Below are 12713 nucleotides of genomic sequence, written 5' to 3'. Positions count from 1 at the left end.
CTAGATAATAATGATGATAAAAAAAAGCGTCTTTTTGAAATTCTGGGATGGAGTGAAGAAGAATGACGACTATGAAAAATGATCATTTACGTAAGCCGGATTGGTTGAAAATAAAGTTAAACACAAATAAAAACTACACCGGATTAAAGAAAATGATGCGAGAAAAGAATCTTCATACTGTATGCGAAGAGGCAAAATGCCCTAATATTCATGAATGTTGGGCGGTAAGAAGAACAGCAACATTTATGATTTTAGGTTCTGTTTGTACAAGAGCCTGTCGTTTTTGTGCGGTCAAAACGGGACTTCCAACTGAGCTTGATTGGGAAGAACCAGAACGCGTAGCTGATTCAGTTGCTTTAATGAATTTAAAACATGCAGTTATTACAGTGGTTGCACGAGATGATTTAAAAGATGGTGGTTCAGCTATTTTAGCGGAAACGATTCGTGCAATTAGAAGAAAAAGTCCATTTACAACTGTAGAGGTTTTGCCTTCTGATATGGGCGGGGTATATGATAATCTTAAAACAGTCATGGATGCGAAACCAGATATCTTAAACCATAATATTGAAACAGTAGAAAGACTGACGCCAAGAGTAAGAGCGCGTGCTACATATAAACGATCACTTGAATTTTTACAACGTTCTAAAGAGATGCAACCAGATATTCCGACCAAATCGAGTTTAATGGTAGGGTTAGGGGAAACAAAAGAAGAAATCATTCAAACGATGGATGATTTGCGCGCACATGATGTAGATATTATGACGATTGGTCAATATCTACAACCATCGAAAAAACATATAAAAGTTGTGAAATATTATCACCCAGATGAGTTTAATGAATTAAAGGAGATTGCAATGTCCAAAGGATTTAGTCATTGTGAAGCAGGTCCAATGGTTCGTTCTTCCTATCATGCAGATGAACAAGTCAATGCTGCAGCTAAGCAAAGGCAACAAATGGGTGATATAGACGCGAAAGAAGCATAAACGTAAGAAAGAGGATTAGCTTATAGGAGCTAATCCTCTTTTGATATTTAACAGCGTTACTTATTTGACATCTTTTCAGAATGGTTAATATCGGCCTTTTTCATTTGGCTCGTTAATTGTTCAATCCCATAATGGGTATGCTCACTATCAGCATCCATTGTAGAATAACTTTCTATTTCTTTACGTAGATGGGTATTGTCAGTCGTATAAATATCAAACCACCCTGGAACAACTGATTCAGCCATTTTTTGTACTTGTGTAGCAGTTGATTCACGATTTTCTGAATCCGTATTGTAAACAATTAACACTTCATTGTCTGTCACTAATGTCGATACATCATCCACATTTGGCAGTTCAGTGCAATATTTTCCGATAATATCTGCCACCTTTTCACGATTGATGGCAGCATAATGTTCATTGGATACCTTTTCTCCATAAATTGGACTTTTTTGATGGCGAACGTATCCAAAATCTTCACTACTTTGCTGACTTGTATTGTAAATATCTGTTCGCTGATCATTCACATTAACTGTATTGCCACTTTCGGGATAAATATCGCCTTTAGCGGAGTGATCAGCTGCTTGACATCCAGTGAGTGCAATCATACTGGATATCCCGATGAACATGATCATTTTTTTCATCAGAAACACCCCCTTAACAATATCTTTTCCGATTCTTTCGTTTTTTTCCTTAGTAATTGATGGTGAATCAGTTATAATTTAAAATAGGACGATTGTACATAGACGTTAACTTTCTTTATAATTTAAATATAGTGAGCCAATGAAAAAGAGGTGAGATCAATTGGTTTGTATACAAAACGCTTGTTATGAAGTAATTGAAGATATGAGAGACGGATTTAATGAAGAAGCTTTTCGTGGCCGATATAGTGAAATATTAAATCGTTATGATTATATTGTAGGTGACTGGGGTTACGGCCAACTCAGACTAAGAGGATTTTTTGATGATCAGAATCAAAAAGCGACGTATGATACGAAAATAAGTACTTTGACAGAGTATTTATACGAATACTGTAATTTTGGTTGTCCTTATTTCGTTGTAAAAAGGGTGAAGCAATAGAAAAAGCTGAACGGAAATCGTCCAGCTTTTTTCTGCTATAAGCTACTCATTTTCAGCTTCTGAATGAGGATCGTGTGCTCCAGGCATTTCTCTAGGAATATCAGCATGAAGTTCCCTGTTTTCATAAACAAATGCACTAGATTGGTGTTGACCTTCTTCCCACTCTGAACTCTTGTTCTCAACAGGTGTATGCTTCCCTCTTGGTGAACCATATGGGCCCTCAGGTAGATCTTCCACTGCGAGGTTTTCCTTTTGTGATTCAACATTGTCAAAATCCGAGTATTTCTTGTTTTGATCCATTGATATCACTCCTAATCATATGAGAAAAATGAAAGCCTAACTACGCTCTCATTTGATATTATTTGCAGGAGCAATCAATTTATCCAATCAGTTAAATAACCTCATATAAAAAGGCTCTTAACTCTTCTGCATCTTCGTACTCTAGTTGAAAAGCATGTTCTAAATAACCCTCTTCTTCAAGGTCATCGGTACCAATAATTGCAAAGCGGCTTCCTTGAATATCAAGAACGAGTTGTTTTCCATAATACCGATCTGAACGTACAAGCGCTAAATCAAAGCGTTGATTTTCACCCATAAAACTAACAAAGCGTGTTTTTGTATCTTCTAAGTCATCATATAAAAAGAATCTCTCGGTCATTTAACGTATAGACCCCTTTCTAACTATCCATGCTACATTTATCATAACAAAATCTCATCGGACAGGAAATTGATTTTATACTCATATAAGGGAGAACTTTCTTCATTGTGATGAATGAGATACAATAGATAGGAAGTATGGGATGAGAAAGGTGAGGGACATGTATTTTGTTGATCGAGAAAAGATTGAAGAAATCCTTGTTTATTTGGATAAACAACTATCACTATTAGGGAAACATACAGCACTTCATTCGGATATAGAAAAACTGGCGCTTGAAAGATTGAGCCATATGATCATTGAAGCGATCTTAGATGTAGGAAATGCAATGATTGATGGCTTTATTATGAGGGACCCAGGTAGTTATGAGGATATTATTGATATTCTGGAAGATGAAAAAGTCATTGACCATGAAATGGCTATCAGCTATAAAAAGATTATTGCATACCGAAAGCCTTTAGTGCAAAGCTATACAGGCATTCAACATGATGAATTAAGCAAGAGCTTCCAATTAGAATTAGCTCAATTAGAAAAATTCCCTTCAGCTGTTAGAGACTATTTAATAAAGGAACTTGGTCCTGTATCAGCTTTTAGAAATTAAGGGGGAACCTAAATGACTAAATATAAAGGTTATTTAATTGATTTAGATGGGACGATGTACAAAGGAAAACAGTTAATTCATGAAGCCGTTTCCTTTATACAAGGGTTAAAAGAAAGAGACATTCCCTATCTTTTTGTCACAAATAATTCATCTAGAACGCCGAAACAAGTTGCTGAAAAATTACAGAATTTTGGCATTGAGGCGACAGAAGATAAAGTATTTACAACGAGTATGGCAACGGCGAATTATATTTATCAAAGAAGTCCGGAAGCGTCTATATTTGTGATCGGAGAAGAAGGGATTCGCCAGGCATTAGAAGAAAAGGGATTTCAATTTGCAGGTGAGCACGCCGATTATGTTGTTTCAGGGATTGATCGTGATATCAATTACGAGAAACTTGCAACGGCTTGTTTGGCTGTAAGAAATGGAGCTACCTTTATCTCTACAAACGGAGATATTGCCATCCCAACTGAAAGAGGACTTTTACCTGGCAATGGCTCATTAACCTCAGTCATTAGTGTATCGACGCAAACTATCCCAACATTTATTGGCAAGCCAGAAGCGATCATTATGGAGCAAGCGTTAAAAGTTTTAGGCACAGATAAAGCTCATACATTGATGGTTGGAGATAACTATGATACAGATATCAAGGCAGGAATGAATGCTGGTATAGACACATTATTGGTTCATACAGGCGTAACAACAAAAGAACTACTAAAAGGCTATGAGCAGCAACCAACCTTTGTTGTGGATACACTAAATCAGTGGAAATACTTATAAGAATGAAGAGCAGCAGTACGAAAAATGTACTTGCTGTTTTTTTATATTGTTGGTAAAGCTTAAAATGGTATCGGTAATAAAAAGGAGAGCAAATTAAAATAGCAGGCTCACTATAAAGTGACGTCCCACTATTTTTTCTAGCTATTCTACATGATGCGCACGGTGGGCAAGGCGGCTTGAGGCTGCTGCAGCAATGGCGCCAACAATATCGTCTAGAAAAGTATGGCATCTTTCAGAGTTTTTATCATTTAATGGCCCTAAAATACCGGGTTTTAATTTATCTACATAACCAAAATTCGTCATGCCGATAGAACCATACACATTTACAATTGATAACGCTAATACTTCGTCAACCCCATATAATCCTTCGTCTGTTTCAATAATTGATTGCAGTGGCTCCATTAATTTCTTTTCTTCTGCAAGCATATCTAATTGAATACCGGTGAGAATGGCATTTTGTACTTCACGTTTGGATAATACTCTTTCTACATTGTCGATACACGTTTCTATTTTCAAGTTTTGATGATATTTCTCTTGAAGAAAATACACTAACTCAGCAATATCAACAATCTCTACTCCTCTTTCTTTGAGCCATTTTCTTGCTGTTTTCTCTGTTAAAGTAATTGCTTTTTCTTCACTCATGAGTTCACCTTTTTCTATAATTTTATTCGCTTTATGCTGCTCTTTACTACTATATGATAGTAATGATAGCTTGCGAACTTTCAAACCATCATATCCCCTAAAAATAAATCAACAAGTTTTAGCTATTTTTTCATATATTTGAATAAAATGCATCTTTTTAGCTTGATTAAAAGGGGGTTATGACGAATGTTAAGACGTTTACTAAAGGAAAAATATAATATTCAGGCGGAAGAAGAGTTTCGATTTGATCATTATAATGCTTGTAAATCACAAAATGAAGTGTATATATTAGTCCCTGCTAATCATTTAAAAGAAGAGGCGCTAACTGAACTGGATCAAATTGCAGAGCATTTAAGAATGAGTGGGGATAAGAATATTGCTGGATTTAAAAAAACAACAGAAGGAAAGCCTTATACTGAGTGGGAGGAAGCGAGATATGCAGTTTTAAGTAATCAACGTTTACAGCCAAGAAAAGAAGGGCATTTCGGCAGGAAGTTGGCAAAATTCCACTTTCGAGGGAGAACGGTTAATTTTGCAGTGGAACAAACAAGTCGAATCGGTCAATGGAAAACACTGTGGGAAACAAGACTCGATCAAATGGAAAAGGTATGGAATGATATGGTATTTCAATTTGATGGAGAAAGTGAATTTGACCGCCTATTTTTAGAATCATTTCCTTATTACATGGGAATGGCTGAAAATGCGATCCAATATATTGTGGATACGGAATTTGATGATGAACCGATGATGACTGATACTGGCACTGTCTGCCATGAAAGATTTTCTAATCGTACATGGGGAGAACAATATTATGTGAAAAACCCTTTTGATTGGGTATTTGACCATGCCACAAGAGATTTAGCCGAATGGACGAGAGAGAAGTACTTCAAGAATATAAAAACCTATCAACCAGACGTAAGAAAGTTTGTTGAAGAATATGAATCGATCAGTCCGTTATCAAGTTTTTCATGGCGTTTATATTATGCGAGAATGATGTTCCCCCTTCATTACTTTGAATGCATTGAAAGCTATTATGGTGCACAAACAGAACAAGAACGGAATATTTTGAAGGAAAAATTAGAAAAGTATTTACATCAATCGCCAGAATACGAACAATTCATCTCGCGGTTTTTTGAAATCGTCAACCATCAGGAAGTAGCTAAACAATGGTATATTCCAATGCCTGAATGGCTGGAATCGAAATAAATAAATTTTATATTTGTACACTTCATCAGTCAAAAAGTTTGGAAAGGGTGGGGAAATCTGAAATCAGCACACCTTCATTCCAATAATGTAGCAATTATGATGAGTTTTCACCTAAAGCTAAAGATCAACCATTTATAAGCACGAGCCAAGTTCAAGCTGGATCGTGCTTTCTCACCAAGAAAATCACTTCCACCAAATGAAAAAATTGCCTATAATGAAAAGAAAATGGGAAGTGGTGAAAGAATGGGTAAGAAATTGTTTATTACAAGGAAACTTCCAAATGAGATCATTGAGCCATTACAAGCGAAATACGATGTTGAGATGTGGGACAAGGAGGATGTAGTGATTCCTCGTCATGTTTTACTCGATAAGGTGAAAGATGCAGAAGGCTTAATAACAATGTTATCAGAAAAAGTCGATGAGGAATTATTTCAATATGCCCCCGAGTTAAAGATTGTCGCCAATATGGCAGTTGGTTATGACAATATCGATATTCACGCGGCAGAGCGTGCGAATGTCACAATCACCAATACACCTGATGTCCTAACAGAATCAACAGCAGATCTGACTTTTTCACTATTATTAGCAACGGCTAGAAGAATGATTGAGGCAGCAGAATATGTGAAAAATAGTCAGTGGAAAAGCTGGAGCCCCCTGCTATTAGCTGGACATGACGTCCATAGGAAAACCATTGGAATTGTTGGAATGGGGAGTATTGGTGAAGTGGTTGCTAAACGGGCAAAAGGATTTGATATGCATATCCTATATTATAATCGTTCTAGGAAAATGAGAGCGGAAGAAGAACTTCATGCTCAGTATGTTTCATTTGAAGAACTTGTCAGTCAATCTGACTTTATCGTCTGTTTAACGCCTTTAACAAATGAAACAAGAAATCTTTTCACAAAAGAAGTCTTTCAGCAAATGAAATCTTCAGCTATTTTTGTTAATGCCTCACGTGGACCAGTAGTCAATGAAGATGATCTCTACATAGCCTTAGTAGAGGGTGAAATTGCGGGAGCTGGATTAGATGTGTTCGCAGAAGAACCAATCTCAGGAGATCATCCTCTATTACAATTAAAACAAGTAGTCGCATTGCCTCATATTGGAAGTGCAACAACTGAAACAAGATATAAAATGATGGAATTATGCGTACAGAACATTGACCGAGTATTTTCAGGTGAGGCCCCACTTACACCAGTAAAATAATCAACCATATTGGATGAATCGAAAAAAGTTAAAGAGGTTGGGACATAAGTATTCTAGTTTATGTTTTATCCGAATGATTTCCTTAATAAATATCCACAAGCACATTTCTTTTCATCATTATTTTTAAAAAAATGAGAAAAAAACGATACATTATGAAGAGCAAACCTTATTTGGTATATCACTTATTATCATGGCACTTGTTGAGTGTATAGTTATTTTTGTGAAAAAAATAAAGAATAAGCAGGGTGAAGACATTTTCAGATTTTATGGAAATGTCTTTTTTGTCTTCAAGCGTTCATAGAAAAATAGATAAAAACTACTTTCTCCTATTGTCAAATACAAGAAACAGGTCTATAATGTCTACTATACAAATACAAATGTACTTTCTATAAGAACAATCTGAGGGGGAACGGAAATGGAAGCAATCTCGATCGGTTTATTAGGTTTGGGCACAGTAGGTTCAGGTGTGGTAAAAATCATTGAAAGAAACCAGGATAAGCTTATGCATCAAATTGGATGCCCGGTAAAGGTGAGTAAAATTCTGGTGAGAGAGTTAGATAAACAGCGAGAGGTAGAAATAAACCCAGATTTACTTACAGCGAACCCTGATGATATCTTAAAGAACGCTAATATAGATGTAGTCATCGAAGTGATGGGCGGACTAGAGAAAACGAAGGAATATCTCCAAGAAGCAATCAATCATCATAAGCATATTGTGACAGCTAATAAGGATTTAATGGCGGTTTATGGGCCGGAATTATTACAATCCGCTTCGGAGAATCAATGTGACTTATTTTATGAAGCAAGTGTAGCTGGTGGTATTCCTATTTTAAGAGGGCTAGTAGATGGTTTAGCATCAGACCGTATTACGAAAATGATGGGCATTGTTAACGGCACGACAAACTTTATTTTGACAAAAATGAGTAAAGAGGGCAGTGCTTACGAAGAGGTTCTAAAAGAAGCACAAGCACTTGGTTATGCAGAAAGTGATCCTACTGCTGATGTAGAAGGATTGGATGCAGCTAGAAAGATGGCCATCTTATCGACATTAGGCTTTTCTATGAATATTGATTTAGATGATGTGAAAGTTAACGGGATTACAGAAATAACAGAAGAAGATTTACAATATGCGAAACAACTCGGCTATTCAATGAAATTAATTGGAATCGCTCACCGAGAAGGCGAAAAAGTGGAAGTGAGTGTACAACCGACGATGTTGGCAGAAACCCATCCACTTGCGGGTGTACAAGATGAATATAACGCCGTATATGTGTATGGTGAGGCAGTTGGTGAAACAATGTTTTATGGACCTGGTGCGGGGAGCTTACCTACAGCAACAGCTGTTGTTTCAGACTTAGTTGCGGTTATGAAGAATATGCGATTAGGAGTCAATGGAAGAAGTGCGGCAGTTCCACAGTTTGAGAAGAAATTAAAAGACGATAACGAAATTTTTGCGAAATACTTCCTGCGTTTACATGTAAGTGATGAAGTCGGTGTTTTCGCTAATATCACAAATGTTTTCTCGCAAAGAGGTGTGAGTTTCGAGAAGATTCTTCAAGTACCGGTTAAAGAGAAAGAGCTAGCAGAAATTGTTGTTGTTACACACCAAGCATCGTTAGAAGACTATGAAAATATTATGCATCATTTAAGAGACTTAGAGGCAGTAAAAGAAATTAAAAGTTCGTATCGTGTAGAAGGAGGAGCCAAACGATGAGATGGGAAGGCTTATTACAATCATATAAAGAATTTTTACCAATAACTGAAAATACTCCGATGCTCACATTAAATGAAGGCAACACGCCTTTAATTCGGTTAGATAACCTTTCAAGAGAATGGGGAATTGATTTATATGTGAAAACAGAAGGAGCGAACCCAACAGGCTCATTTAAAGACCGCGGTATGGTGATGGCAGTAGCTAAAGCGAAAGAAGCTGGAAGCGAAGCGATTATTTGTGCATCGACAGGTAATACTTCTGCAGCAGCAGCAGCGTATGCAGCGAGATCTGGTTTAAGATGTATTGTCGTGATTCCTGAAGGTAAAATCGCTATGGGTAAATTAGCACAGGCAGTCATGTACGGGGCAGAAGTGGTTTCGATTGAAGGGAATTTTGATCAAGCATTGTCAATGGTTAGAAGAATTAGTGAAACAGAAGCTATTACATTGGTAAACTCTGTAAACCCTTATCGTCTTGAGGGGCAAAAAACAGCTGCATTTGAAATTTGTGATCAGCTAGGTGGAATGGCGCCAGATATTCTCGCTTTACCAGTTGGAAACGCGGGCAATATTAGCGCTTACTGGAAAGGGTTTAAAGAATATCATCAAGCAAAACAAACAGGCCTACCAAAAATGCATGGATTTGAAGCAGAAGGAGCAGCAGCCATTGTTCATAATCGGGTTTTTGAAAACCCTGAAACAGTTGCTACCGCTATCCGCATCGGTAATCCAGCAAGCTGGGATTTAGCGGTGAATGCAGCGAAAGAATCGCAAGGTAAAATTGATGAAGTCAGTGACGAAGAAATTCTTTGTATGTATAGAAAATTAGCTTCATCAGAGGGGATTTTTGCTGAACCGGCATCATGTGCCTCTCTAGCAGGTGTATATAAGCAATTACGTAATGGAGAAATTAAGCATCAAACAAAAGTAGTAGCAGTTTTAACTGGAAATGGATTGAAAGATCCGAATACGGCGATTGATGCGAGTCCTATTCAACCTGTGAAATTGCCAAATGATGAGCAAGCTGTGGCAGCGCATATTAAGGGAGTTGTCCACGTATGATGGCAGGTGAAATGCTCGTCATTGAAGTACCTGCTAGTACAGCAAATTTAGGGCCAGGCTTTGATTCCATTGGTTTGGCTCTCAATTTGTATTTGCGACTCGAGGTAACAACCCATGATCAATGGGAAGTCATTCCTCTTTCAGAAGGATTGATGACTTTTCCAACAGATGAGCGGAATTATATTATTCAAGTGGCTATGCAAACAGCAAAGAAATACAATCAGGAATGCCCGCCGTGTCGGTTAACGGTGAGCAGTGATATCCCCATTGCTAGAGGGTTAGGTTCAAGTGCGGCAGCGATTGTGGCGGGAATCGAACTTGCTGATACATTATGTGATTTACAATTAACAAAACAACAAAAACTCGAATGGGCAACCGAAATAGAAGGACACCCTGATAATGTTGGTGCTTCCCTACTTGGAGGATTGCTCATCGGTAGTCAAACAGATGATGGTGTAGATGCTTTATCACTATATCACCTTCAAGTTGATTTTGTCGCTTGTATCCCAACATCTGAATTATTAACGAAGAAATCGCGCCAAGTATTGCCAACGGAACTTTCTTATAAGCAGGCTGTGCATGCAGGGGCAGTTGGCAATGTGTTTATTGCTTCACTTATTAGTGGGAATTATGAACAAGCAGGCCAAATGATGATGAAAGATCTTTATCATCAACCTTATCGTAAGGAAATTGTACCGGAGCTTGAAGGAGTAGAAAAAGTTGCGATGGCGAATGGAGCACTTGGTGTTGCCCTAAGTGGCGCAGGACCGACTGTATTTTGTTTAGCTCGTGATGGGGAAGGACAAAAACTAGCAACGCATTTGAGTGCAGGTTTACATGGAATGCAAGTAGTTCCATTGCAAATGGATCTAATCGGTAGTCGCGTTTATAAAGAAAATGATTCAAAAATAAAAAGCGATGTCATGTGACATCGCTTTTTTATTCGTAGGCATTAGAAAACTTGTTCTACTTCCACAACACCAGGAACTTCTTCTAAAAGAGCGCGCTCAATACCAGCTTTAAGGGTAATTGTAGAACTTGGGCAACTACCACATGCGCCTAAAAGACGTAATTTTACAATCCCGTCTTCTACATCTACTAATTCACAATCTCCTCCATCACGAAGAAGGAATGGTCTTAATTTATCTAGTACTTCTTGGACTTGACCTGTCATTTCTGCTTGTTCTGCCATTTAAAATCGACTCCTTTCATATCTATATTATAATCAAGATAACCATAAAAATCTATGATAAGGAAACATTTACTTATGTCTGTTATTATACTATATTGTAAAATAGAATGAAGAGTGAAATTATTTTTTTTATTGAAAAAGGGGGAAGCATTTGATGGCTGACCAATTAGAGATTATCGTCTATGGAGCAGATGTCCTATGTGCAAGCTGTGTGAATTTACCGTCATCTAAAGAGACATACGAATGGCTTGAAGCGGCACTGGCAAGAAAGTTTGAAAATCAAAAATTTAAAGTATCTTATGTCGATATATTTAACCCACCATTAGATGAGGAAAAACAAGCATTCGCTTCTCGTGTAATTGAAGAAGATATGTTTTATCCAGTAGTCAAAATCAAAGATCAAATTGTTGGAGAAGGCAACCCTAGATTGAAAGTCATTTATGCAGAGATGGAAAAATACGGATTCACAGCGGTGTAAATGAAAAAATGCAACCTCAGACCCTCAGATTAAATGAGATAGAGGTTGCATTTTTTGGTTAAAGAAGAATTTATTCATACATAATCGGTGCACCTGGTCCAAGCTCTATACCAAGTAACATCCACACAATTAACATAAGTGTCCATCCGATTAAGAAGAACATTGAATAAGGAATCATTGTTGATACAAGGGTACCAATTCCCATTTTTTTATCATATTTCTGTGCAAAAGCAATAATAATGGCAAAATACGTCATCAACGGAGAAATGATATTTGTTGATGAATCTGCCATTCGATAGGCCAGGCCATCTGAGTAAGTTCAGGTGAATAACCTAATTGCATCATAATTGGAACGAATACCGGAGCCATCATTGCCCATTTTGCAGAAGCACTGCTGTTAATGAACGTTTCTTGGAAGCTGAATGATTCTTAAACTGCTAAATAATAAGTGGAAAAGGAGAGAAGGAATGAAAGATTTTATTATCCTTTTTTTGTTGCTTATGGGATTGAATTATTTCGTGTATATGCAATTCCCTTCCGCTTCTTCTGAATATGATGAAAGATCACATATAGGCTATCTCCTAGTAGATAAGCATCTATTAATTGGTGATGCAGATTTTAAAAAGGCAGACCTTCATCTTGATGTAAATCGTTTAAGAGAAAAGTATGAAATCATCCACTATCTATCATATAAAGAATCTCAGCTTCCAGACAGTATAAAGAACGGCGATAAAGTGAAGGTGAGATATAGTGAGATGTATCAAACAAAAATTCCTCAAATCGCTGTAAAACGTATGGAATTGTATACATCATCTTGTGAAAAAAAGAGTGAACTGGTAGGACATATACATATAGAAGAAAAAATTTTAATAGAAGATGGAAATTTCCATGCCAATGACATCCATTTAGATATGGATGAATTACAAGCAAAATACCAAATTGTATTATTACATATAGAGTCCCCACTTCTTTTAGAGAGGATTGTTACTGGTGATCAAGTAGCTATCGGATATAGTCGCATGCTTGAATCTTATCCACCGAAAGCATTGGTTACCTGTATAGAAAAATTGAATTAAAAACTTATAAGCAAGATAACGATGATATCAGAGGGAATTATG

At 37.0% G+C, this 12713-nt stretch carries 16 protein-coding genes and 1 pseudogene; 11 read left to right on the top strand and 6 right to left on the bottom strand.

Annotated elements, in window-relative coordinates:
- Positions 1-62 precede the first annotated feature (62 nt).
- The gene (gene lipA / locus MHH73_RS18505) at positions 63-983 is read left to right on the top strand and encodes a lipoyl synthase (protein ID WP_191817052.1); all 921 of its coding nucleotides are present in this window, start codon (positions 63-65) and stop codon (positions 981-983) included.
- A 56-nt stretch (positions 984-1039) separates the two neighbouring features.
- Here lipA and MHH73_RS18500 read toward each other — a convergent pair whose 3' ends face one another.
- On the bottom strand, positions 1040-1624 hold the full coding sequence (locus MHH73_RS18500; RefSeq protein ID WP_191817051.1) for a YhcN/YlaJ family sporulation lipoprotein: 585 nt from the start codon (positions 1622-1624) through the stop codon (positions 1040-1042).
- Between the two features lie 160 nt (positions 1625-1784).
- Here MHH73_RS18500 and MHH73_RS18495 point away from each other — a divergent pair, with 160 nt between their 5' ends.
- Positions 1785-2060, top strand: coding sequence for a YutD family protein (locus tag MHH73_RS18495; protein WP_191817050.1), 276 nt, complete (start codon positions 1785-1787; stop codon positions 2058-2060).
- 42 nt (positions 2061-2102) lie between these two features.
- Here the strand turns inward: MHH73_RS18495 and MHH73_RS18490 are convergent, their stop codons facing one another.
- Both MHH73_RS18490 and MHH73_RS18485 read right to left on the bottom strand, forming a co-directional pair.
- Entirely contained in the window at positions 2103-2360 is a 258-nt protein-coding gene (locus tag MHH73_RS18490; RefSeq protein WP_191817049.1) for a hypothetical protein, read from the bottom strand.
- Between the two features lie 91 nt (positions 2361-2451).
- Complete coding sequence (locus tag MHH73_RS18485) at positions 2452-2718, bottom strand: DUF3055 domain-containing protein (protein WP_191817048.1); 267 nt, start codon at positions 2716-2718, stop codon at positions 2452-2454.
- Between the two features lie 160 nt (positions 2719-2878).
- Here MHH73_RS18485 and MHH73_RS18480 point away from each other — a divergent pair, with 160 nt between their 5' ends.
- Both MHH73_RS18480 and MHH73_RS18475 read left to right on the top strand, forming a co-directional pair.
- Positions 2879-3316, top strand: a complete 438-nt coding sequence (locus MHH73_RS18480; protein WP_341069834.1) for a DUF86 domain-containing protein — start codon at positions 2879-2881, stop codon at positions 3314-3316.
- A gap of 12 nt (positions 3317-3328) precedes the next feature.
- Positions 3329-4096: a TIGR01457 family HAD-type hydrolase gene (locus MHH73_RS18475; RefSeq protein ID WP_341068590.1), complete on the top strand. Its 768-nt coding sequence runs from the start codon at positions 3329-3331 to the stop codon at positions 4094-4096.
- 141 nt (positions 4097-4237) lie between these two features.
- Here MHH73_RS18475 and MHH73_RS18470 read toward each other — a convergent pair whose 3' ends face one another.
- Complete coding sequence (locus MHH73_RS18470; protein WP_095373610.1) at positions 4238-4738, bottom strand: phosphatidylglycerophosphatase A family protein; 501 nt, start codon at positions 4736-4738, stop codon at positions 4238-4240.
- A 186-nt stretch (positions 4739-4924) separates the two neighbouring features.
- Here MHH73_RS18470 and yutH point away from each other — a divergent pair, with 186 nt between their 5' ends.
- The 5 genes from yutH to thrB all read left to right on the top strand — a co-directional run bounded on the left by yutH (position 4925) and on the right by thrB (position 10854).
- Complete coding sequence (yutH, locus tag MHH73_RS18465; protein WP_191817046.1) at positions 4925-5944, top strand: spore coat putative kinase YutH; 1020 nt, start codon at positions 4925-4927, stop codon at positions 5942-5944.
- A gap of 243 nt (positions 5945-6187) precedes the next feature.
- The gene (locus MHH73_RS18460; protein WP_341068587.1) at positions 6188-7150 is read left to right on the top strand and encodes a 2-hydroxyacid dehydrogenase; all 963 of its coding nucleotides are present in this window, start codon (positions 6188-6190) and stop codon (positions 7148-7150) included.
- A 415-nt stretch (positions 7151-7565) separates the two neighbouring features.
- On the top strand, positions 7566-8864 hold the full coding sequence (locus MHH73_RS18455; protein ID WP_341068585.1) for a homoserine dehydrogenase: 1299 nt from the start codon (positions 7566-7568) through the stop codon (positions 8862-8864).
- On the top strand, positions 8861-9925 hold the full coding sequence (thrC, locus tag MHH73_RS18450) for a threonine synthase (protein WP_191817043.1): 1065 nt from the start codon (positions 8861-8863) through the stop codon (positions 9923-9925). The genes MHH73_RS18455 and thrC overlap by 4 nt, the downstream gene beginning before the upstream one ends.
- Positions 9922-10854 (top strand): homoserine kinase, encoded by a 933-nt coding sequence (thrB, locus tag MHH73_RS18445; protein ID WP_191817042.1) that lies wholly within the window; start codon positions 9922-9924, stop codon positions 10852-10854. Before thrC ends, thrB begins: the two co-directional genes overlap by 4 nt.
- Positions 10855-10877: 23 nt before the next feature.
- On the opposite strand, the gene MHH73_RS18440 is transcribed toward thrB, so the two are convergent.
- Positions 10878-11117, bottom strand: coding sequence for a NifU family protein (locus MHH73_RS18440; RefSeq protein WP_095372024.1), 240 nt, complete (start codon positions 11115-11117; stop codon positions 10878-10880).
- 154 nt (positions 11118-11271) lie between these two features.
- Between MHH73_RS18440 and MHH73_RS18435 the strand changes: the two genes are divergently transcribed.
- Positions 11272-11595 (top strand): YuzD family protein, encoded by a 324-nt coding sequence (locus tag MHH73_RS18435; RefSeq protein ID WP_404826125.1) that lies wholly within the window; start codon positions 11272-11274, stop codon positions 11593-11595.
- Positions 11596-11665: 70 nt separating this feature from the next.
- Here the strand turns inward: MHH73_RS18435 and MHH73_RS18430 are convergent.
- A pseudogene (locus MHH73_RS18430) lies at positions 11666-12000 on the bottom strand (AbgT family transporter); the annotation flags it as partial.
- Between the two features lie 62 nt (positions 12001-12062).
- On the opposite strand from MHH73_RS18430, the gene MHH73_RS18425 reads away from it, so the two are divergent.
- Positions 12063-12671 (top strand): hypothetical protein, encoded by a 609-nt coding sequence (locus MHH73_RS18425; RefSeq protein WP_191817228.1) that lies wholly within the window; start codon positions 12063-12065, stop codon positions 12669-12671.
- Positions 12672-12713 lie beyond the last annotated feature (42 nt).

It is taken from the genome of Cytobacillus sp. FSL K6-0265, from assembly GCF_038003465.1.
Taxonomy (GTDB): domain Bacteria; phylum Bacillota; class Bacilli; order Bacillales; family Cytobacillaceae; genus Cytobacillus; species Cytobacillus stercorigallinarum.
Note: the sequence above shows the minus strand (reverse complement) of the source record. Positions and strands in the feature narration are given on the sequence as shown.